The 23,421-nt window shown below is 40.5% G+C and carries 22 protein-coding genes and 1 pseudogene; 11 read left to right on the top strand and 12 right to left on the bottom strand.

Features of this window, described 5'->3' with window-relative positions:
- The first annotated feature begins 65 nt into the window (after positions 1–65).
- The 5 genes and pseudogenes from P3L44_RS18485 to P3L44_RS22170 all read left to right on the top strand — a co-directional run bounded on the left by P3L44_RS18485 (position 66) and on the right by P3L44_RS22170 (position 5,153).
- The gene (locus tag P3L44_RS18485; protein ID WP_272662413.1) at positions 66–1,538 is read left to right on the top strand and encodes an N-6 DNA methylase; all 1,473 of its coding nucleotides are present in this window, start codon (positions 66–68) and stop codon (positions 1,536–1,538) included.
- Entirely contained in the window at positions 1,538–3,319 is a 1,782-nt protein-coding gene (locus tag P3L44_RS18490) for a restriction endonuclease subunit S (RefSeq protein WP_272662411.1), read from the top strand. Before P3L44_RS18485 ends, P3L44_RS18490 begins: the two co-directional genes overlap by 1 nt.
- 10 nt (positions 3,320–3,329) lie before the next feature.
- Positions 3,330–3,464 (top strand): annotated as a pseudogene (locus P3L44_RS18495) (nuclease); the annotation flags it as partial.
- Positions 3,465–4,144: 680 nt separating this feature from the next.
- A complete protein-coding gene (locus P3L44_RS18500; protein WP_272662410.1) occupies positions 4,145–4,762 on the top strand; it encodes a hypothetical protein in 618 nt (205 codons plus the stop codon).
- Entirely contained in the window at positions 4,755–5,153 is a 399-nt protein-coding gene (locus P3L44_RS22170) for a DUF1240 domain-containing protein (protein ID WP_168697627.1), read from the top strand. Before P3L44_RS18500 ends, P3L44_RS22170 begins: the two co-directional genes overlap by 8 nt.
- 128 nt (positions 5,154–5,281) lie before the next feature.
- Here the strand turns inward: P3L44_RS22170 and P3L44_RS18505 are convergent, their stop codons facing one another.
- The 11 genes from P3L44_RS18505 to P3L44_RS18555 form a co-directional block, all read right to left on the bottom strand.
- Positions 5,282–5,761: an Hcp family type VI secretion system effector gene (locus P3L44_RS18505; protein ID WP_094961537.1), complete on the bottom strand. Its 480-nt coding sequence runs from the start codon at positions 5,759–5,761 to the stop codon at positions 5,282–5,284.
- Positions 5,762–5,909: 148 nt separating this feature from the next.
- A complete protein-coding gene (locus tag P3L44_RS18510) occupies positions 5,910–6,095 on the bottom strand; it encodes a hypothetical protein (RefSeq protein WP_004264230.1) in 186 nt (61 codons plus the stop codon).
- 398 nt (positions 6,096–6,493) lie between these two features.
- Positions 6,494–7,456 carry a hypothetical protein gene (locus P3L44_RS18515; RefSeq protein ID WP_272662409.1) on the bottom strand — a complete coding sequence of 321 codons (963 nt, stop codon included), beginning with the start codon at positions 7,454–7,456 and terminating at the stop codon, positions 6,494–6,496.
- An 86-nt stretch (positions 7,457–7,542) separates the two neighbouring features.
- On the bottom strand, positions 7,543–7,989 hold the full coding sequence (locus tag P3L44_RS18520; protein WP_316928254.1) for an IrmA family protein: 447 nt from the start codon (positions 7,987–7,989) through the stop codon (positions 7,543–7,545).
- Positions 7,990–8,099: 110 nt separating this feature from the next.
- Positions 8,100–8,666, bottom strand: a complete 567-nt coding sequence (locus P3L44_RS18525; RefSeq protein ID WP_006814444.1) for a hypothetical protein — start codon at positions 8,664–8,666, stop codon at positions 8,100–8,102.
- A 104-nt stretch (positions 8,667–8,770) separates the two neighbouring features.
- Positions 8,771–8,977 (bottom strand): hypothetical protein, encoded by a 207-nt coding sequence (locus P3L44_RS18530; protein WP_272662118.1) that lies wholly within the window; start codon positions 8,975–8,977, stop codon positions 8,771–8,773.
- Entirely contained in the window at positions 8,974–9,681 is a 708-nt protein-coding gene (locus tag P3L44_RS18535) for a helix-turn-helix transcriptional regulator (protein ID WP_272662119.1), read from the bottom strand. Before P3L44_RS18535 ends, P3L44_RS18530 begins: the two co-directional genes overlap by 4 nt.
- Before the next feature lie 211 nt (positions 9,682–9,892).
- On the bottom strand, positions 9,893–10,729 hold the full coding sequence (locus P3L44_RS18540) for a DUF932 domain-containing protein (protein ID WP_272662120.1): 837 nt from the start codon (positions 10,727–10,729) through the stop codon (positions 9,893–9,895).
- 13 nt (positions 10,730–10,742) lie between these two features.
- Positions 10,743–11,168, bottom strand: coding sequence for an antirestriction protein (locus P3L44_RS18545; protein WP_272662121.1), 426 nt, complete (start codon positions 11,166–11,168; stop codon positions 10,743–10,745).
- Between the two features lie 91 nt (positions 11,169–11,259).
- Positions 11,260–12,123: a GTPase family protein gene (locus P3L44_RS18550; RefSeq protein ID WP_316928255.1), complete on the bottom strand. Its 864-nt coding sequence runs from the start codon at positions 12,121–12,123 to the stop codon at positions 11,260–11,262.
- Between the two features lie 52 nt (positions 12,124–12,175).
- The gene (locus P3L44_RS18555; protein WP_316928256.1) at positions 12,176–12,994 is read right to left on the bottom strand and encodes a hypothetical protein; all 819 of its coding nucleotides are present in this window, start codon (positions 12,992–12,994) and stop codon (positions 12,176–12,178) included.
- Positions 12,995–13,417: 423 nt separating this feature from the next.
- Between P3L44_RS18555 and P3L44_RS18560 the strand changes: the two genes are divergently transcribed.
- Both P3L44_RS18560 and P3L44_RS18565 read left to right on the top strand, forming a co-directional pair.
- A complete protein-coding gene (locus tag P3L44_RS18560; RefSeq protein ID WP_272662124.1) occupies positions 13,418–14,005 on the top strand; it encodes an inovirus Gp2 family protein in 588 nt (195 codons plus the stop codon).
- A gap of 105 nt (positions 14,006–14,110) precedes the next feature.
- Complete coding sequence (locus P3L44_RS18565) at positions 14,111–14,320, top strand: helix-turn-helix transcriptional regulator (RefSeq protein ID WP_272662125.1); 210 nt, start codon at positions 14,111–14,113, stop codon at positions 14,318–14,320.
- A 120-nt stretch (positions 14,321–14,440) separates the two neighbouring features.
- Here the strand turns inward: P3L44_RS18565 and P3L44_RS18570 are convergent, their stop codons facing one another.
- Complete coding sequence (locus P3L44_RS18570; RefSeq protein WP_272662126.1) at positions 14,441–14,599, bottom strand: hypothetical protein; 159 nt, start codon at positions 14,597–14,599, stop codon at positions 14,441–14,443.
- Between the two features lie 31 nt (positions 14,600–14,630).
- Between P3L44_RS18570 and P3L44_RS18575 the strand changes: the two genes are divergently transcribed.
- From P3L44_RS18575 to P3L44_RS18590, 4 genes are all read left to right on the top strand, one after another.
- The gene (locus tag P3L44_RS18575) at positions 14,631–14,819 is read left to right on the top strand and encodes a hypothetical protein (RefSeq protein WP_272662127.1); all 189 of its coding nucleotides are present in this window, start codon (positions 14,631–14,633) and stop codon (positions 14,817–14,819) included.
- 322 nt (positions 14,820–15,141) lie between these two features.
- Positions 15,142–16,185, top strand: coding sequence for a DNA cytosine methyltransferase (locus P3L44_RS18580; protein ID WP_272662128.1), 1,044 nt, complete (start codon positions 15,142–15,144; stop codon positions 16,183–16,185).
- A gap of 47 nt (positions 16,186–16,232) precedes the next feature.
- Positions 16,233–19,373, top strand: coding sequence for a DISARM system SNF2-like helicase DrmD (drmD, locus tag P3L44_RS18585; RefSeq protein WP_272662129.1), 3,141 nt, complete (start codon positions 16,233–16,235; stop codon positions 19,371–19,373).
- Positions 19,370–23,401 carry an Eco57I restriction-modification methylase domain-containing protein gene (locus P3L44_RS18590; protein WP_272662130.1) on the top strand — a complete coding sequence of 1,344 codons (4,032 nt, stop codon included), beginning with the start codon at positions 19,370–19,372 and terminating at the stop codon, positions 23,399–23,401. The genes drmD and P3L44_RS18590 overlap by 4 nt, the downstream gene beginning before the upstream one ends.
- Positions 23,402–23,421: the final 20 nt, after the last annotated feature.

A 23,421-nucleotide genomic window follows, 5' to 3' on the forward strand; every position in this document is an offset into this window, starting at 1 on the left:
ATATTATTTTACCACCGTGAGTTATCAGCTCTCGGTGGCTTCATTTTTACCAATGGAATACAAACATGTCGATTAGCTCAGTCATTAAATCCTTACAAGACATCATGCGCAAAGATGCAGGTGTAGACGGTGATGCTCAACGCCTTGGGCAACTGTCTTGGCTATTATTTCTGAAAATATTTGATACTCAGGAAGAAGAGCTTGAACTCGAGCAAGACGACTACCAACTCCCTATTAACTCGCGTTACTTGTGGCGTACTTGGGCGGCAAACAGCGAGGGAATCACAGGGGATGAACTGCTCGAATTCGTTAATGACGATTTATTCCCTGCTTTAAAAAACCTGACCGCGCCTATCGATAAAAACCCACGGGGCTTTGTGGTGAAACAAGCGTTTAGCGATGCCTATAACTACATGAAAAATGGTACGCTCTTACGCCAAGTCATCAATAAGCTGAATGAAATCGACTTCAGCAACAGCACCGAACGCCACTTATTCGGTGATATCTATGAACAAATTCTACGCGACTTACAAAGCGCAGGTAACGCAGGTGAGTTCTATACTCCACGTGCGGTCACTCGCTTTATGGTCAACCGTATTGACCCGAGATTGGGTGAATCGATTATGGACCCAGCGTGTGGTACTGGCGGCTTCCTTGCCTGTGCGTTCGACCATGTGAAAGAGCATTATGTTAACACCACTGAAGATCATAAAACGCTACAACAGCAGATCTTTGGTGTTGAAAAAAAACAGCTCCCACATTTGCTGTGCACCACGAATATGCTACTGCATGGTATTGAAGTTCCGGTACAAATTCGTCATGACAATACATTAAACAAGCCTCTATCCGCTTGGGATGAGCAATTCGACGTCATTATTACCAACCCGCCATTTGGCGGCACTGAAGAAGATGGGATCGAGAAAAACTTCCCAGCAGAAATGCAGACCCGCGAAACCGCTGACCTATTCCTGCAATTGATCATTGAAGTGCTGTCCGATAAAGGCCGTGCAGCCGTAGTTCTGCCAGATGGCACACTGTTTGGTGAAGGCGTCAAAACCAAAATCAAAAAACTGCTGACCGAAGAGTGCAACTTACACACCATTGTTCGTTTGCCAAATGGCGTATTTAACCCATATACCGGAATCAAAACCAATATTCTCTTCTTCACCAAAGGCCAACCAACCAAAGAAATCTGGTTCTACGAACACCCCTACCCTGAGGGAGTTAAAAACTATAGCAAAACCAAACCGATGAAGTTTGAAGAATTCCAAACAGAAATCGACTGGTGGGGCAATGAAGCCGATGGCTTTGCAAGCCGTGAAGAGAACAAGCAGGCGTGGAAAGTTGGCATCGACGATATCATTGCCCGTAACTTTAACCTTGATATCAAAAACCCGTATCAAGGTGAAACGATCAGCCACGATCCGGATGAGCTGCTAGCGCAATACCAGAAGCAGCAGGCGGAAATCAGTAAGCTACGTCATCAGTTACGCGATATCCTTGGTATGGCATTAGCTGGCAATAAGGAAACAAACTGATGACCGTTGAGAAACTGATTACCGACCATATCGATATTTGGTCTTCTGCGCTACAAACTCGCTCCACCGCAGGACGTGGCAGCAGCGGTAAAATTGATCTTTATGGTATTAAGAAACTGCGTGAGCTGATCTTAGAACTCGCCGTGCGTGGCAAATTAGTACCGCAAGACCCAAATGATGAACCTGCCTCAGAGCTGCTAAAGCGCATTGCAGCTGAGAAAGCGGAACTGGTGAAGCAAGGTAAAATTAAAAAACAGAAGCCGCTGCCAGAAATTAGTGAAGATGAAAAGCCGTTTGAATTGCCGGAAGGGTGGGAGTGGACTTCATTAAATGAGATTGCATTAATTAACCCCAAAATAGAAGTAACAAATGATGAGCAAGAAATCTCTTTTGTCCCAATGCCTTGTATTTCTACACGATTTGATGGTACACATGACCAAGAAATAAAGAAATGGGGAGAAGTAAAGAAAGGCTATACGCATTTTGCGGACGGAGATATCGCTTTGGCTAAAATAACACCTTGCTTTGAAAATAGTAAGGCTGTCATTTTTGAGGGCTTAAAAAATGGAGTGGGTGTGGGTACAACAGAATTACATGTTGCTCGCCCATTAAGTTCTGAACTAAATCTTCAATATATTCTACTTAATATAAAAGCACCTCATTATTTAACTATTGGTGAATTACAAATGACTGGTTCAGCGGGTCAAAAACGTGTACCACGAAGTTTCTTTGAGAACTACCCTATTCCGTTTCCACCAAAGACTGAACAAGCAAGAATAGTAGAAACATTCTCGGAACTAATGTCCCTCTGCGATCAACTGGAACAACAATCACTAACGAGTCTAGAAGCGCATCAGCAACTAGTTGATACCCTGTTAGCGACGCTTACTGATAGCCAAAACGAAAAAGAACTCGCTGAAAACTGGTCTCGAATCAATCAGCATTTCGACACGCTGTTTACCACCGAAGCGAGCATCGATGCGCTAAAGCAAACCATTCTGCAACTGGCTGTTATGGGTAAGCTGGTACCTCAGGATCCTAATGACGAACCTGCATCTGAACTGCTTAAACGTATTGAACAAGAAAAAGCGCAGATGGTGAAAAACGGTAAAATTAAAAAACAAAAACCATTGCCACCGATTAGTGATGAAGAAAAACCATTTGAGCTACCGCAGGGGTGGGAGTGGTGTCGCTTAGGGGATCTAGCCCATAATTCAGAAGCTGGCTGGAGCCCTCAATGCGAGGCTTCACCAAGAGTTGATGATAATTGGGGAGTATTGAAAATTAGTTCCGTCACATGGAGCGAATTTAATCCTAATGAAAATAAAGCACTTCCAAAACATTTAGAACCTAAAATAGAATATGAAGTGAAAGCAAGGGATTTTTTAATTTCAAGAGCAAATACTGCCGACCTTGTGGCTCGCTCTGTCGTAGTTCCTGACTCTCCACCAAACCATTTAATGCTTAGTGATAAAATAATTAGGTTTCAATTCTCTAAATTAGTTGATGTAAACTATATTAATTTAGTCAATAACTCTAAGTATTCTCGAACTTATTACTCTGATGTGGCTGGTGGAACGAGCTCTTCGATGAAAAACGTATCAAGAATACAAGTATCTTCCTTATTGGTTGCCTTACCTTCTTATAACGAACAATTAAATATAGTTGAGAAAGTACGCAATTTGACATTGCTATGTGAACACCTCAAATCCCGACTGCAATCCGCCCAACAAACCCAGCTCCATCTAGCGGATGCACTCACCGACGCAGCATTAAACTAAGGAACAAACGATGTCGATTAATCATGCTATCTGGCGTGTGGGTGATAATCCCCAACCGCTAACGACTAGCAAGCTTGCCAGCGAACAACTACTGGAAAAAATGATTTTAAACGACCCAGCCATTCTCTCTGACCAATGGATAATTTAGAACACGTCAAAATTAGAAGTTGCTTTAAGACAGCCTCTTGTAGAGCTTTCTATTCAACTCAAACAAAGTGGCTTAATTACAAGAGGGTGAAGAAGAGTAAATCTTAGGTGAAAAGGATTTAGACAATTTAGGTTTTGTTAGTTTATGGGGAAACTAGGGGAATTCACATTTCCCTAATATCGTCCCTGATTTGGCGATCAAATTAACTATCCCTCTGCAATAAGCCAATGAAAAATGAAGGCAGCCTATTGAATATCATAGATTATAGCCCTATTACCTCAGTAGTGTAATCAGGGCTTTTCATGTGTCAGACTGGGTTATCTATTAGGATCCATAATCTCATTTATATTTTCATTGAATACTATCAACACTTCTCATAAACTTAACCTAAGCTAAATTTTAGAAAGGGAACTAATATGGCGTATAAATATGATCCCGTATCAAAAACACTCATTGATGCGGACGCGAAATTTAGCTTCGAAGAAGTACCTAACTATGATTAGCTTTATTATCAAGCTAATCTAATAAAGATTAAAGGTATTCTTAACAATGAAAAAGACGATGATAATGTTGCTGCAGTAGCTACAATTGAAGAAGCAGATTATATTTTAAAAAACTTATCGACTCCGACGCCTTTCAAAGATCCCAAAGAAACACTATTTGGTATTGGCGATATAATGTCTTCATTCTCAGGAAATATTTACGAAGCATACAGAGTAGAAAGAATTGTTAACGAGTTTCGTAACTTCAATATCATAGCAACAGAATATATAGGCCCCAATGGGAATACTTATATCCGTCTATCTGGTCATGCGGGAATTAGAACGTTCTTGGACGGAACTCGATATTTAGCAAACAATCCTCGAATTTTATACATGGGCGTAGGAACTCAAGGGGTGAATAATGTATCTGTGGGAGCTGCTCGTTTTTCCATTGTATTCTCAGCAGCTTATCGAGTTGTAGAACTAATATTTAGGGATGAATACACACTAGTTAATTTTTTCGTAAACATAACTATGGATATGGCAAAATTGGCTATTGGCGCACAAATAACAACAGCAGTTACAGGTGGCTTAGTAACTGCTGCATTAACTGGCGGAACAAGTATTATATTAGTGACTTTAGGTGTCTTTTTTATAGGTTTTGTAGTTGTTGGTATTTTGTATTGGCTTGATAGTGAACTAGGAATCAGTGAATCTATAATAAGAGACCTAAAATTTCACCGCCGCGCTAAAGCTGAAACAAGAAGTCCTCAACCTATATTTAATAACTGGAAGGCCCTTAGCCATGGATAACAATACAAAAAATAAACTTAATTCATTGTTTTTTCTTGTCATTTCGCTATTAAGTGTGTTTATTTCCTTATCTACATACATCCAATATTTAAGTTTAGAGGAAAAAATAACTTTGTCTCTATATTTTACATCCTTAATTTTTTTCTCTCCATTTACCTTATATTTATCGTTTATTTTTTACCGAGCTGCAAAATCATCAAGTGAAATAAAATTAAACAACCAAATATTCAAATATCTTTTATTTATAGCAATAATAGGGTTATTAATAAGCTTGATTATTTTTATAGGCATGAAAAGCAACCTTTTATCTAAAGGTTACATTAGATGTACAGATAAATCATCAACAATGGTAACCACATACACAATAGATAAAGCATTATGTAAAAAATAAATTTATTAAATGAGGTCAGTCACTCAATGGTACGAAAATTCATGCTAAACATCATATATTTTCGTACCAAATTAATACCTTACATAAAAAGAGAAGTGCTACTTACACATCTCTTTTTATGAGAATTACTACTTAACCATCTCACTATTGATACTATAGCTTGATGTATTCGCCATTAAATGACTTCTTGATATAGATTCGTATTTCATTTGAACCCGTTGATATGGCATGGATTCATTATCTTTTATTGAATCAGGAAATATGTCGGAAATCTCAATCAAGGAAACACCAGTAAGTTTGATTTCATAATATCTTTCAAGTTGACCAGCTTGACTTGTTCGGTAAAACATAAATTTTGCTTCTAAAACTTCATTACTATCCAAAGCCACTGAAAGTAAGGGAGATGATTTATCAATCGGCTTAGTAAATACGACGGGTTTATATGAAGCATTCTGCTCGCGAAAGGAACCACTATTTAAGCCGATTATCTGAATTTCGTCTTCATGGCCGACCTGATAACGATTACCGATTGAATCCTGAGATGAGCACCCTGCCGAAATCAAACCTTGGCTTTTACCTTTTAACACTAAATACGTCGGATATGCCATACTCTCTCCTGTAATCGTTGGCCTTTAACTATTAATTGTTCATATTACCTGAATTTAGGTTAAGTACACCAATTTAATTCACGTTTAAAGGCTGAATCAAGAATGGTAAGAGTGAAAACCTACAGCCCTTTGTAGGGCTTGGCATATGTCAGGCAGGGTTATTATCTAAGAACAGAGGCATTTTGTGGCTGTACGCGTTGCTGGAGGCAGGGAAAGCCATAAAATCTAGCTCTAAAGGCTCATCTACCGCGATTAAACAGCCTAAGATAAAGCTCTCCGCTATCGCCATGCGTTTGGGCTTTAAAACCTCTATTTGCTTAACGTTGAGTGGCATTGAGGGGGCACCTATAACAATCGAATTGAAGTGCCCCTTATTTGGCCCCTTTTGGGGATGGGCATCAAGAGACGTTATAAGATGCCACTGGATAAAGTTGTCATTGATTTTTTTAGATATTTTTTATTTTATGGATGATTTGAGACGTTAGCATACGTCAAGATAGTGCGAAGGCCGGACTCGCACATAACACTTAACCTTATGATCTAAATTAAAATAGAAAGATATAAATTTATTTATACCAACACATGTACCAACAGATGAAATTCTTACCTTTTCTGATGGTTATCTAATTCAGGTAATTGTGATGCTAGTAAGCTGACCAACATCACTAACTTTAACATGGTATTATTGCATTGCACCCTGTAAGAGACCTTATTTAAGTAAAGTGCTTTACTTTACTCTTTCTCGGAATCATTAAACCACTTAGGCATGGAGCTCCCATCTATAGGTAATCTTATATATCTATCATCACCAAGTTCATCCTTGGTGCATCTCAACTCTTCAAAACCCCACTTTCCATCTCTATCAGAAAAATATACGGTGTATTTATCAACATGGAAGCCAAAGTACCTTTCTTGAGGTTCTGAAATTTCCAATTGACCGCAATGTGCTGAGACTCTCCACTCATAATCAGTAGAAATATCTAGAGCTAACACCATGAAATTTGGAATCCACCGTAAAACTAATGATAATACGATTGTAGCCGCAGCCAAAAGAAGCACTGTAGTTATGAAGCGACTTCCCTTCAATTTACCAGCCATTTTCAAAAAGAATATATACAAAAGTGGCTGAAGAACTAAAAAGAAAATAAATACCATAGATGAGAATGTCCATATTAACTCAAGAAATGGTGAATTAGTTATATCCATATTACTTATTTTCATGAAAAAACTAGCTGCTATAGCGCTTACAACAAAATATACTATAGATATTACTGATAAAAGAAAAAACCAAAATCTTGAAATGAATTTATTCCCTTTTCTTTCAAGATCATAAAAGAAAAGAATACCATTAAACAACACTAAAATGATAAATACGAGAAGAACATATCTAGCAACTTCCACTTTATTCAAATTAATAAGCACCGATAATAATAAAAATGAAAAGCAAGAAAGTAACGTTAAGAACTTAGAGTAATCAACTTTTATTTCATCTTCATCTATAACTAAAAATCTTAGAAATGAATACCCCATTTTAAAACACAGGATACAGAAAAGTATAATTATTATAAAAAATGACAGAATAACAATTTCGTATTTAAGAGGAAAATTAAAATTAACGATAAGAAAATTAAAGGTCAATAATAATAAAAATACAATTAGATAAATATTTTCTTTTATTTCTTTAAATATTTTCATGTTATCCTTTTATCTTCAATATGTTAAATTAATAAACCTTATAGTTTGAGAGTAATGCTGATGAAACCATCAACATTACTAACATATCACTTTCCTGCTACCGAAACCTTAGCCAACTCTGGGTTACTAGCCTCAAAGATTGATAGCGGCAATTCAACCTTACGACCATTCTGATCTTCTACAACTTTAACCACTTCAAATTCAGCGATATCCTCACAAGGGATTTCTAACACAGTAAAGGTGGCTCGAGATGCACTGGTATCACCAAACGGATCTACTTCTAACACCGCATCATCTAGTACCTTTCCTTGCCTATCTTTCATTCGAAGCGTGAATTCGAGGGCACCAAATTCAGCATGGTCTAAAACCATATGGTTACCGCCGTTATCGAGAGTAAACGAGTAACCACAATAACCTCTGTTAATAAAATTTGAGCTTGTATGTGTAATACTTGCGTAGCGTTGTTCATTTGCATATGCAAATGAACCCAACACCAACATACTCAGAACGAATAGGATATTTATCTTTTTCATCATATATTCCTCATGAACAAATTCATTTAGTTGAATTAAAAGACCACTCCCTTCGGAAGTGGTCTAAGCTTGACTATGAAAGAATGAAGACAATGAACATATATCCACATTTATCGATTTTGTTTCTCTCGCTTCATTTCTTCTAATGTCTCTTTTTGAATACGTCCATATTTTTGAATATCCTCATAAGCTTTCATGTTAAACTGTAAACCGCCTTGCGTTCTATCCTTCTCTTTCCAACGCGGGCGATTTTTACCCGAAAGTTCTTTCTTCTGGCTCCAATAACCGATAGGGTACTGTGCCACGATAGTTCCACCAACACCAATATCGACGGTAGAGTATTGACCATTATTAATGGTTCCTTTTTGGATGTAAGCGTTAGGGCTACATGTGCCGGTATCTCGCTGCTGCCAAAAACCGTCAGTTCTTGCCACGATATAAAAATCACCGAACGCACAACCCGAAGCGGATTTACGGTTCAGCACAGCAACATAATGTTTGGTTGAACCCACTATTTTACAGGTACTGTTTTGGCTGCCACACACTTGCCACAACGTTTTACCGCCGTCACCTTTGTATTCCCAAATCGTATCTTTAGGTGGTTTGCTGGCAGCAAAGGCTTGTGAAGCGATAAGACATAATGATGCAGAGGTAATAAGGGCTAAATATTTTTTCATTGAAAATTCCTTTCAATATTATTAAATACGTCAATATTGACGCAAGATAAGCACGCCTTAATGGGTGCTCAGTTTTCTCTGGTGTGGCGTATTAAGTGGTCAGTTCATGAATGACTGAATGTTTCTTTACCGTGAAATTGCAGTCCCTCCTTAATCTCACTGGAGGTGTTTTTTTGATTTTGAATCGGTGTTACCCATTCAAAATTGCAGTCGCGGCATATCCAACCCTCTCCCCAGGCAATGATGTCTTGCTCAGAAAAACAGTGAGGGCAATGTGTTGGATGTGATGCTAGTGGGGTTAATAACGTCATGGTCGGCTCCTTTCTTTGTGTGATGGAAGAGAGGTAAGTAATTGTGATATCAATCGAAAATGCGGTAATGCCGCGATAAAACTGTTTTGTTGTGACAGTTGCATCACTGTGTGTTTCGGTGTGAATGAGATATTGAGCGGTTGAACTTGCTGGATATCCTCTAACAACAAGACATGCACTTGCTGGTGGTATTCCGCCAATAAATACCACTGGCCTTCACGGTAAATCAGTTGATAAGGTTGTAGTGGATTGAAGCGACGCTCAGGCGTAAGTAAGCTAATAGATTGCTTACTGGTAATGGCATACACCAATTGATAGAAATGGTCGGCATGCAAAGCTGAAATCTTATGGGCGTGATGCCAAATCAAACAAGGTGCATGGGGTTGTTGGGTTAGCAGTAATCCCAGTAAGCGGCTGTCTAGCCCCGGAAACAATCGAGTCATCCCAATTTGTTTCACAAAGGTAAGAATATCTTTGTCTCGATAAGCTTTTAGCGTATTGATGGGCAAGCGATAACAACCTTGCCGGCCTTCTACCCCCAGATAAGCCAAGCGTTCACGTAAATCCCGTTGTAACGTGCGTTCAGAAACATTGAATTCTTGGGCTAAACATGAGAGCACTAGGCTTTCGCCCGCCATTAAGCGGGCAATCAATGCAGAGAGTCGCACAGCCATGCGGTCATATTTTCGGTTGGTCTGAAACATAACGTATTGCTCTCAATAACAGACGTTAGGAAATTAAGAAGTGAGGGAGTTTAACTTAGGGGATTGACAGGTTATGTCTGTTGGGAAAAATTCTCATTGGGCTTTTTAGTTAAAAATAGCTATATCTAATTATTTGATAAATAACGTTATGCTTTTTATTTGAACGATAAGAATGTAAGGCGTAACGACACAACCTGTCAGGGCGGGAAAATTAGTTGGGCTGGCGGGGAGCGAGTTGGTTAAATAAGGTATCCGCCATCACCCACAGGGCTTTATTGAGCTTGATATCGCCATCAATCCCATTCACCGAACGAGTACGAGCGCGTTTACCTTTTGCGGTTCTGCCTGATAATCCTCCTTTAATCAGGTTTTCTTGTAGACGTTGGTACACTGTCCAGAGGTCTTCTTTTTTATCTTCAAAGCGTCGAGGCTGAAGAACTTGCTCCCGTGTCACTGGCTGATGCTCTTCACCAAAGCGATAGGTCAAAGCCGCTTCAGCAAAGGCTTGCTGGGCTGGGGGAGGTAACAATAACGACTGCATACTTTCGCGTTTTTCAGCCACTTGCTCAAACGTATCGAGTACCTCATACGCCCCTTCAATCACTTTACCCACAACATCCCCTTTATGGGGTACACGCACTTCACCTAATACATCACCGCACACCAAACCGTTAGAGCACACGGCTCTAAAGAGTCCCGGCAACATCTGATAACTGCTTGAGCCATCATGGCTATTGAGCAAAATAATTTCAGGGACTTGTACGCCCGTGATTTGGTCATGACGACGCAGCCTCAACATATGCTTGGTGTGCTCTCGACGACTGATATCACGCACCCGAGTCTGACAGGCAAAAAACGGATAGAAGCCTTCTTTTTGCAGGCTATCTAACAAGGTAATGGTCGGAATGTAGGTATAGCGTTCACTGCGAGAATCGTGCTTTTCTTCAGAAAACACACTCGGTACAGTACGGAATAACTCTTCGATAGTGAGAGGACGCTCACGACGAATACTGTTAGCAGAGCCAAAACGCGAAGCTAATAAACTCATGATAGACTCCAGATTAATCAATTAAGTGGAAAATGGCAGTGGATTCAGAATGTTGTAGCGCATATTCACGCAGTTGATAAAAGCGGTCACACATCACTTCGCTTTCCGTTTGGAATGACCAGATGCTGTACAGGATCAGACATACTGCAATCCCTGCCGCTTCTTGACTCACGGTGGCTTCATTGCCGTTGTGCATGTTGAATAGGGTTAAGGTATCTGCGTTGATATCGGGGTAGATAAAGGCCCCGCCATTACTGAGCATCCCGTACTCCCAGTAACCGCCATGATACTCATCACAGAATTGGCTCATCGTAGTGAAGATCACCACTTCAAAGGTGGCCCAGCCTTTAACTGCACTAAAATGGTTGAACCAAAAATCAAGACGTTGTTCATTAGGAACTAATTCCATTGTGATAGCTGATTCAATTGGATGATTCATAAATTGGAACTCCAATAAAAAGAAATAAAAAAGCGCCAATCCCGTTAAGGACTGGCGCTGAGAGTGATAAATAATAAGTTAACGTAAGAAGTTAAAAGAACAGGCTCCACAGGGATTTAGCAACGGAAACGATGCTGTTTTTGACTGTACCAATCGTGCTTTTTATTAGTGGTGGTAGGGGAAGAATATAGATTATGGTATCGACGATATCACTGACACATTTCCCAAAATCATTACGTGCAGAGTTTTCCACGGATTGAGTGCGGTAAGTGCTGTTCAGTTGCCTAGCTACCCCGCTACTGGCTTGCGCCGGTAACGCCTGTATTAATTGCTCTGCTAATTCAGTGAGTTGAAAACCTTCTGCCGCAGAAACTGTCATCACAGGGTGGTGCGGCTTGAATGATGTTATCACGGCTTGCTGCTTCAAAACTAAATTAGCTGCTTGCTCAGAGGATGGTTGCTGGCACACTTCATCCCACTGGCGACAGGGCTCTATCTTGTCGGCTTGGTTCAGCACAAATAGAAATCGCTTAGGTTGATAACCGCATTGCTCAGTGAGAAAGCGATAACACTGTTCATCTGAAGACCATGCTCTGTCATCGGCTTTGAGTACCCAAATGATTAAATCCAGTTCTGGCAATAAATTACGATAGAGCTGATGGTATTCTTTATCTCGCTCAAGGCTTTCCCCCACGCCGGGTAAATCAATAAAGGTGAGCGTATGGTTGTTCATCTTCATACTGAAGCGTTGGGCTTGGCGCGTACAACCTGAAACATTATTCACAGGCGATAAGGTCGATTGGAATAGTGCGTTGATAAGACTGGATTTTCCAACCCCTGTTTTACCCATTAAGCCTATTGTGGAGGAGTAATTGATAAGTTTATTCAAATGGGATAAAAACACATCCTTAGCCCCTTTAGGGAGGAAAAGAAAATGATTCTCGAGTTTATTCATCGTTGCAACCTTAATATATGTTAAGTTCGCATAGATGATATATATTTGAAATTTATTTCATTTTTTCATATTCATCAATTATGAAGCTATTCAACCACTCCGATGCGGGTACACCATAACTCAGAGCTAACTCTGTCAATTTAGTTCTTGCCTCTGCTGAAAGTTGAATATCTTTCGGTGATTTTTTTGGCCTTACCGAACCTTTTGATGGACTAGTTGTTCTATGTTTTCGCTCATTTCGAGCTAGAAGTAATTTTTTATAGCGCTTATCTTTTTCGTCTTGGGATGGTTGCCATAAATAAAAGCCAGTCACAATGTAAAGATACAACTCTTCGTTATCTTGATACTCCGTTTTATCGAGTACTTTACTCTTGACCAAATAGTCATAAACCCACTCACAGGTTTTATTATCAGATGCTTTTAACCAAGCAAAATATTTGTAGTTAGATTTTATTTTGATGAAATAACTTCTTAAGTAATGAAGCATTTGATGTATACCCCAAGCATGTTCATTGTATCTGAAAAGACGAAGTTTTTCATATGCAAAGCTTATGTACTCAGTGCTTTCAATATACCTACCTTCATGACTTTTGGGTTCGAATAAAAATATCTTATCAGCAGCAACATTCGTAACATTCCTAATTACACAGCTCAGATCTGCCTGAAGTGTCAAGTTGCCTGAAGAGATTAGGGCTTGATGAAAATACAAATCACATGCCGAAGAGCTCTTCAAAATACGCCAAATGAGATAACAAAAAATTTTATTTTTTCTCATGTAGCCATAAACTTCCTTATCTAAATATGAATAATTAACCACCATTGAAGCCTCGTTTTTTATAAATTTCAACATCATTAATTCATTTTTTATCATAGATAAAATACTAATATAACGCTAATTATTATCCCAATTTTTGAATGATTTTTTCATGATATTAAATTCTCATCATAATGCTATTTCAATGGGTTTTCACATGTTTACTAAGCCTTTATTAAGGTTATCATTTGAATACATTCATAGATAAACTAAAAAACAATCCGAATGTTGTAAAAGTGACGCTGTTATTCATTTTCCTTTGGAAAATTAATATCAGAGTACTTCTTGATGAGATGAGTCATTAAGACTCTGACTAGCAGGACTTCTGTATGTAAAAACGGTGCTGGTATAGTTATATATTTAATAGAGTAAGAATGGCATTTTATAGACCTAAAGATCGCTCAAGTAATCTTGACTAACTTATCTATTTTTTACATCCATCGAACTAGATATGACTTAAAAAACCTTAAGGAATAAATCATGTCTAGTTATACCTACAATGAAGATTATCTTCGTAAGATAGATCGAACCATCCGTAAATCACTATTAACCTATAATCGTGTCACAGCTATTCGCGTCGATTTACGCTTCCCATCATCGACAACTTGTTTCCATGAGGACTCAACTGTCATAACTCGTTTCATTGAATCCCTAAAAGCCAAAATAGATGCAGACCTTAAACGTAAAAATAAAGTATGGGATCGCAACTATTCATGCCCCTTATCTTATGTTTGGGTGAGAGAGTTTGGTGAAATCAATCGCAGAAAGCACTATCACTTATTGCTGCTAGTCAATAAGGACGTCTATTGGAGTTTAGGTGATTACACTAGAGCGGAAGGAACGCTTTATGCATTAGTACAACAAGCATGGTGTAGTGCAATTGGTGTTAACTACCCTATGGAGCGTTATTTAGTTCATATCCCAGACAATGCAGTTACTTGGCTAGATAACAATAATGCCAACAATGAAAGTACGATATTCGAATTAAACCAGCGCTGTCGTTACTTAGCCAAAGAGCATACAAAATATTATGGTGATGGTGAGCGTTCTTTTGGATGCAGCCGTTAATCTACCAATAAAAAACATGAGGGGGATATCTTTTGGAAGAGAGATATCCCTAAACACTTATCGATATCCCTTCTGCCTTTTAACTTTAAAGACAGGAGTTCAATAATGAGCGCTCAAGCCATTCTCTTATTAGATGACCAATGCGTTGATATGAAATTTATAACCCGTTTAACTGGACTAACAGATAAATGGTTTTATAAATTGATCCAAGATGGTGAATTTCCAAAGCCGATAAAACTGGGACGTAGCTCTCGCTGGTTAAAGAGCGAGGTTGAGAATTGGCTACAGGCACGCATTGCCGAATCCAGAGCTTAACCACTACATCACTACCCTCCTTCCGCACCAGTATAAGCACCTTTAAATCACACCGGAAACCCAACAATGAAAAAGTATCATGGCTCTCATGAGGCATAGTTACGCCGTTATCAATACAGGCTAAATGGCTTTACTAAATTCACTATCAATCACGGCATCTAACATCCCTATATCAAGAATAGTCCAGCGGATGCTAGCAGATATACGCTTTCCTGGCACCGACAGCACATCCGCTATGCCTGTACCGTTCAATCCTCGGTAGAACGTTTCCTGAGCCATTATCAGTACAGTCTGATATGGATGTGAGTTAATGGTTGATAACCGTCTGCTACGTTATCACCCCATGTTAGAGGGGGCTCTTCTCAATGAATGCGTTCGCCTTGGACAACTTTCATTTGCTAATAAACTGATTAGCCTATTCAACCAGTTCAATGAACCTGATCTACGCCATAAAGTGATGTGGCTATACTGGTATGATTTGATGTTGGTTTTCCTTTAGGTGATTGGCTAAATGCCCTAAAAATGAAAACTGAAGGACAGCTGGTGGATGGAGTACTGAACGCTGACGAGGATAATGGATAAATATGTGTTGTTCTCTGAGATAAATAAGCTCACTTATCCATCCTACCATACTCACATCAATGAATGTTAACTAACATTTTGCCTTTATAACTTCAAATTGTTTACGTAATTTATCGTTTGTGAGATCATCTTTTAAAAGCTAAGCTATTAGGTTTTTGATTGTAGATTGTGACTTATTAGGGTGTTATAGCTTAGTTCATTAATATAAATCTAATAAGGCAAAACAAAATGGTTGCTAGATGAAAAAAGTATCTTGTGTTGATTTATTTTGTGGTGCAGGCGGGTTGACACATGGTCTTGTACTTGAAGGTATACCTGTTATCGCAGGCATTGACATTGATCCAGCCTGCAAGTACCCCTATGAGACAAATAATAAGGCAAAGTTTATTGAGAAAAGCGTTAGTAATTTTACAACTTCTGATTTGAATGAGCTTTATGCTGATTCTGACGTGAAAATTCTTGCTGGTTGTGCCCCCTGCCAACCATTCTCAAACTATGCTAGACGCTATGATCACGGTGGGAAATGGGGGCTATTGTACGAATTTTCCCGTTTAGCGAAAGACGTTCTCCCTGATATTATCACTATGGAGAATGTACCCTCCGTGGCTAAGCATCAAGTTTTCAATGATTTTGTTGATACATTAAAACGTATTGGCTATCACGTATGGTTTAGTGTTGTTGATTGCACGCAATATAGTGTCCCGCAAACACGTAAACGTATGGTACTACTTGCGTCTCTACACGGTGAAATAAAACTTACTGACCCAACATGCTCTCATCCAATTACAGTTAGGAAAGCCATTAGTGATTTACCCGCTCTAAAAGCTGGTGAAAAAGGGGCTAAAGACAAACTGCATGTTACTTCAACATTATCAGAAAAGAATCTACAACGTATTAAGGCATCAAAACCAGGTGGGACATGGCGTGATTGGCCTGAATATCTAATTGCTGACTGTCATCGCAAAGATAAAGGAAAAACCTACTCCAGTGTCTATGGCCGAATGGAGTGGGACAAACCTGCACCAACCATGACTACTCAATGCTATGGTTTCGGTAATGGCCGTTTTGGTCACCCAGAGCAAGATCGTGCAATCTCATTGAGAGAAGCTGCTATTCTTCAGAGTTTTCCGCAGGACTACGTATTTATCCCCGATGATAGCAATGTCAACCTTAGAGTTCTGGGCCGAATGATTGGAAATGCAGTTCCAGTAAAGCTGGGTCAGGCAATCGCTCGCAGTATAAATTCACACCTTGACGATTTGAACTTGGTCGCAACAAAGTGAAACTTTAACCAGCCTCTGGGCGCACTGAACCGGAATCTGAACATTTTATGGATATTTCGAATCAAACAAATCATCCTCAACAAATTATTCCAGAGCTAGGGCAACTTGTTGAAGTTCGTCGACGCCAATGGATCGTTGTTGAGGTTTCATCTTCCCAGTTACCACCGCCTTCGTCTCAGCAGCATCTCATAACTCTTTCATCTATTGATGAAGATGGTTTAGGAGAATTACTTGAGGTTATCTGGGAAATTGAACCTGGCGCTCAAGTAATTGAACGAGCTGGTTTACCTTCGATTACTGGCCTGGATGACTCTGACACTCTTGAGGCTTTTCTTGATGCAGTGCGTTGGGGAGCTGTCACTAAAGCTGACCATCGTAACTTCTTACAAGCACCTTTTCGTAGTGGCGTTAGCATTGAAGACTTCCAGCTTGATCCGTTGGTGCGTGCAATTGATATGGCCCGTGTCAACCTGCTTATCGCCGATGATGTTGGACTTGGTAAGACCATTGAAGCTGGGCTAATCATCCAGGAAATGTTACTTCGGCATCGAGCTCGCACAGTTTTGATTGTTTGCCCTGCGTCGCTGCAAGAGAAGTGGCGTGTTGAGATGTTAGAAAAATTCGGTCTTGAATTTCAAATCGTCGACACTGCTTATATTAAGCGATTAAGACGAGAACGTGGCATTCACGCCAATCCGTGGACATCGCATCCACGGTTAATCACTTCAATGGATTGGGCCAAAAGTGGGGAAGGTTTGCGTTCTATGCGTGACGTCCTTCCCTTAAAGCCTAGTTATCCACGAAAGTTTGACATGCTCGTCATTGATGAGGCGCACAATATAGCTCCAGTGGGTAGAGCTAACTATGCAATGGAAAGCCAGCGTACTAGGTTTATTCGTTCAATAAGCCCACACTTCCAACACCGTTTGTTTTTGACAGCGACTCCGCATAATGGCTATACCGAGTCTTTCACTTCGTTGCTTGAGCTGCTGGATGATCAACGTTTTGCCAGAAATGTACTTCCAGATGAGAAGTTGTTGAATCAGGTGATGATACGTCGCCTCAAAAGTGATCTGGTCGATTCAGCGGGCAATCCACTTTACGCTCAACGTAAGCTTAAAGCCTTATCCGTCGAATATTCGGCTCAAGAGCGTTCTATCCACAAAAAACTTGATGAATATTGCCATAGCCGGGAGCAAGGAGCAGAGAAAGCCAGCAATACTTTTGGGACGACCTTTGTCAACCAGCTGCTTAAAAAAAGACTTTTTTCTTCACCAGCAGCCTTTGCATCTACTCTTGAAAGGCACATATCAACTTTGACGCATGGCAAACGGCCTAATGATAAAAATGCCATGGCTGATCGTATCCTTCATAAAGCAATCCTTCGTCTAGAAGAAGATTACGCCGACGATCAAGAGATAGAGAACGCCCAATCTGAAGCGGTGGAAGAAGCAACACATTACACCCAACCGCTGACGAATGAACAGAAACAAATACTTGATGTATTGCGTCAATGGGCGCAAGTAGCTAAGAATCAGGTAGACTCTAAAGCCAGGGCAATACTTGATTGGATTAATACGAATCTTAAAACAAATAATCAGTGGAATGAGTACCGGGTAATTCTGTTTACTGAATATCGAACGACACATCAATGGATGCATGAGATTCTGGCCAGCCACGGACTTGCTGGTGAGCGCTTAGCTGTTTTACATGGCAGCATGCCGCAAGAAGAACGAGAAAAAGTTAAAGCCGCTTTCCAGACATCACCAAAGGCTTCTGCTGTTCGCATACTCCTCGCAACTGATGCCGCCTCAGAAGGTATCGACTTGCAAAACTATTGTAACTACCTTATCCATTTAGAAATTCCATATAACCCCAATGTAATGGAACAACGTAATGGTCGTATAGACCGCCACGGACAACGCCAAAAAGAAGTTGTAATTTGGCACCCAGTTGATGGTGTGGATAAGGTGAATGCTCGTATCGGTGGGCACGGTGACGATATCCTACGAGCATTACGCAAACTTGAATCAATGCGGGCTGACATGGGTAGTGTCAATCCAGTCATCGCACCTCAAATGTCAGGACTGATTGAAGGCTCTATCAAAGATTTTGATACACGTCTGGCTGAAGCCAGAATTGCAAAGACGAAACGTTTTATCAGTGTTGAGCGCGAACTAAAAGAGAGAATTGCGAAACTACATGAACGACTTCTTTCAGCCAGACAGGAGCTTCATCTCACACCTGAGCATATACAAATAGCCGTCAATACAGCTCTCATGTTAGCCGGTCGTACAACTCTTGAACCTTTTGAATTACACGATGCGCCTTCAGGTTCTGTATTCAGGATACCTGCTCTCTCAGGTACATGGGCACGTTGTCTTGAAGGACTTCGTCATCCCCATACACAGGAGATTCGTCCTGTCACTTTTGATCACAGCGTGGCGAAAGGACGTGATGATGTCGTACTCGTCCATTTAAATCACCTGTTAGTGCAGATGTGTCTACGTCTATTACGAGCAGAAATATGGGCGCGCGATGATATTAAAAAATTACATCGAGTTACGGTGCGCTCAGTACCAGACATGTTACTTGAAAGCCCTGCGGTCGCTGTTGTTTCACGATTGGTGATTACTGGAGGTAATCACCATCGACTTCATGAAGAATTGACAATAGCTGGTGGCTATCTTGGCGACAAAAACTTTAGGCGCGAGGATGGTGTTAATAAACTACAGCAATGGTTTGAGCAGGCGAAACCTGTGACTACTGAATTTTCGCTTTTGGATGCCTTTCGCATGCGTTTTGAGCGAGCACAAAACAGTATTCTCCAGTCCGTTGAAGCTAGATCAAAAGATCGCCTGCAATATCTGACTAATACCCTTGAGACCCGTAAAGAGCGTGAATTGTCTGATATCAATAAAATACTGAATGAACTTGAAATTACTATCAAAACTGAGTTAGCTAAAGATCAACAACCTATGCAGTTTTCATTGTTTTCAGAAGATGAACGCGCTCAAGTCAAGCGTGATAATGCAGCGCTGGAAGCCCGTCTCGCTCGCATTCCCGCTGAGCGTGAACAGGAAGTACAAACAATTGAACTTCGCTATACCAACATTGATGATCGCACATTCCCTGTCGCCGTCATTTTTCTCGTCCCAGAATCTACTATTCAAGGAGGTGCAGCATGAGTTTAACTAACACTCACGCCGAATGGCTTTCTCTGGTAGATATTTCGGGACCTTTTCTCGCTATCCCGGTACTAACGCATACATTTCCTCAGGGACTAGAGGAGCTTAGTAGCTTCAAGCGTAGACGGCTGCGTCAAGCCTATGACGAATGGCGGGAGGCATTAGAACTGGAAGATCCTCAGCTAGAAGATTTGCACTCTGCATGGATAGACGAAGTGCTGTCACGAGTGTTGGAATATGATGATGATGGTAAAGGTGATGTGCTGAAACGTGAAGAGTGGTGTAGAAGCCACTTGAAATCAGTATTGCCAGATCAGGGAGTGGTTGAATATCCCGATTTGGCAGTTGTTGATGAACAGCAAGATAACAAGCCATTGTTACTAATACATACCTATAAACCAAATGTAGAACTAGAATCAACAGTAAAACATGAGGGATGGATAACCACCCCGGCAGATCGTATGGTTCAGTTATGTCGCTCACTTGGTTGCCGTCTCGGATTACTAACCAACGGCGAATGCTGGATGTTAGTAGATGCACCAGTGGGTGCTGTAACGTCTTTCTCAAGCTGGTACGCACGTCTTTGGAGTCAAGAGCCAATCACACTGCAAGCATTCGTGCATTTACTAGGAGTCCGCCGTTTCTTCGTTGATGAGTCTGAGCAACTACCTGCATTGTTTGATGCTTCGTTGAAGTACCAGGATGAAGTGACTGACGCTTTAGGTGAACAAGTTTGCCGTGCTGTAGAAGTGTTAATTCAGTCGCTGGACAAAGCCGATCAGGATCGAAATCGTGAATTATTGCACGATGTCAATGAAACAGAGCTCTATGAAGCTGCGTTGGCAGTGATGATGCGATTGGTATTCCTGCTCTCAGCTGAGGAACAGGGCCTACTGCTCTTAGGTGACGAATGCTATGAGTCTAATTACGCAATTTCCACTTTGCGTATGCAACTACGGCAAGAACCTTCAGAGCTCCTTGAGCGACGTTGGGATGCCTGGACACGATTGCTTTCTACCTTCCGTGCGGTTTATGGCGGGGTGGAGCATGAAGATCTGCGCCTACCGGCGTTAGGGAGTTCATTGTTTGATCCTGACCATTTTCCTTTTCTTGAAGGAAGAACTAAAGGCTCAAACTGGAAAATCGATACAGCTGTACCCTTACCAATAAATAATCGAACGGTTCTCCTATTACTGGAATCTATTCAACTATTTCAGGGGCGTACTCTTTCTTACCGCGCATTAGACGTTGAGCAGATCGGCTATGTCTATGAAGGTTTACTGGAACGTACTGTCAAACGTGCCGCTGAAGTGACGTTAGAACTGAATGCGACCAAAAAAGCTCAATCGCCTTGGGTTACGTTAGCTGAACTAGATTCAGTAAGTATGGACGGTACTGAGCAGCTGATTGAGCTACTGCATGAACGTTCTGGTAGTTCGATCAGTAAGATACGTAATGATCTATCCAAACTAATTGATGATAGTCTCATTGAACGCCTCTTGATTACCTGTCAGGGGGATACCAAATTACGTGATCGAATTAAACCTTATGTACATTTGCTTCGTACAGATCCTTGGGGCTATCCGCTGGTTTATCCAGCAGGATCTTTTATTGTAACTAGTGGTTCCAATCGTCGTGAAACAGGTACTCATTACACACCTAAGTCACTTACCGAGGCGATTGTCGCTGAAACACTAACACCACTGACTTATATTGGCCCAACCGAGGGTATTCCACGTGAAAAGTGGCAACTAAAATCCTCTTCTGAACTACTCACTCTCAAGATTTGTGATCCTGCAATGGGGTCGGGAGCCTTTTTAGTTCAGACTTGCCGTTGGCTGGCCGATCGCCTTGTTGAATCTTGGATTTTAGCTGAAGAGTCAGGAAAAAAAATCAGTGTTGATGGCTACATTCTAGGTACTTCGAGTACTCAAGAATATCTACCACATGATACAGACGCTCGAATAGTTATTGCTCGCCGGTTAATTGCCGAACGCTGTCTTTACGGTGTTGACTTAAATCCATTGGCTGTTGAGCTAGCTAAACTTTCCATTTGGTTGGTAACACTCGCTAAAGATCGACCATTTGGTTTTCTTGAGCACAATTTACGGTGTGGTGACAGCTTACTTGGTATTGAACGAATAGATCAGCTTACCCAGTTTTCGATGAATCCTACAGCCCAAGGACAAAAGCATTTTTTTAGCGACGAAATTGAACGTGCGGTAGATGAAGCAGTTGTGCTACGTCAGCAGTTGTGCAAAATGACAATTCGCGACATACATGATGTGGAATCAATGGGAGAATTGAACTCGCTTGCAGAAGTTAGGCTGAAAATAACTAGATGTATTGCAGATGCGTATATCGGAGAAGTCCTTATGGCGCAAGGCAATGGTACGGCTCTCGAAAAGGCTTTAGCTCATCTTTCCATTCAAGTTAGAGATGTCATACAAGGCAATACAGAACAACTTGAGTTGATAAAACAAAGAGCACTTACAGCTTTGTCTTTTGAACTATCTGTAGGAAAAGCTTCTCGGAGACCTTTCCATTGGCCGTTAGAATTTCCGGAGGTATTTAGTCTTAATGGTGGTTTTGATTGTATTGTCGGAAATCCACCATTCCTAGGCGGGCAAAAAATTACAGGTGCCATGGGCGATTGTTATCGCGAATATTTGGTAAATACAATCGCATGTGGTAAGCGAGGTTCTGCTGACTTAGTTGCGTACTTTTTTATTAAAGCCAATGCTTTACTTTGCTCTAGTGGTTTCTTTGGATTGATAGCGGTTAATACGATATCAGAAGGGAACACTAGAGAAATTGGACTTGATTCGATACTTCTTTGTGGTTCGGTGATATATAGGGCAAACCCAAATCTAGTATGGCCTGGAAAAGCAAATGTAGTCACAAGTAGTGTTTTTGTTTCTAAATCAAATTGGAATGCTCCTTTTTATATCTCAGGTCAACAAGTTCCTGTAATTAGTTCCGCGCTAACACAACGGGAAAACTGGCAACCCGTTAAGTTAAAAGACAGTTGTGGTCTTGTATTTCAAGGGGTTATTACGCTTGGTGATGGATTTGTGATAGATAACGATACCTATGAAAAATGGGTGGACGAAAATGATGAATCCTGCAAAGTAGTATTCGATTATTTGATTGGTAAAGAAGTCAATCAGTCACCAAGGCACCTGCCCGCACGGAAAGTGATCAATTTTTTTGACTGGAGTATGGATACTAGCTCTAAATTCACAAGTGCTTTTAACTATGTAATAGATCATGTTAAAGAAAATAGAGAAAATGATAAAGATAAAAGAGCAAGGGAGGCTTGGTGGCGATTTCTTCGGCCGCGGCCTGAACTTTTTCATCTTCTTGGACGAGGAGGTTATTTTGAAAAACATCCGAAAGGATGGGACAAGAACAAAAAAGCACTTGATCGTGTAATTGTTTTTGCCACTGGCGCAACAAAATACCCCTGCTTCACGTTAGTCCCAAACACTTATATTTATGCAAATACACTATGTGTAATTGCCAGTGACAGCTATTCATTATTTTCGTGTTTATCATCAGATATCCATGGAATATGGGCATTTGAGCATGGTTCACGGTTGCATGAACGTCTTAGATATACCCATGGAGATATCTTTGAAACATTCCCTTTGCCAGGTGAGAAAAATGATGAAATATTATCAAATCTTGGGGCAGAGTTTTTCGAAGAAAGGGCGGAATATATGGTGAATAAAAATGTTGGTATGACCAAATTTTACAACGAATTCCATAATCCGGCGATATATTCACCATCACTCAGCAAATTACGTGAATTGCAGGTGAGTATAAACCATGCTGTGCTGCGTGCGTATGGTTTTGATGATATAGACTTAAATCATGATTTTCATGAGGTTGCATACCTTCCTGAAGGAAAGAATATTCGTTACACGATTTGTGAGTCTGCACGGGAAAAGTTACTCTATCGGTTGGCCTCATTGAATAAAATTCGTTATGAAGAAGGGCAGAAAGGTGGGATTAACGATCTCTAGCCTATTAATAATCAAAATTG

Source organism: Providencia sp. PROV175, assembly GCF_032707045.1.
GTDB lineage: Bacteria > Pseudomonadota > Gammaproteobacteria > Enterobacterales > Enterobacteriaceae > Providencia > Providencia hangzhouensis.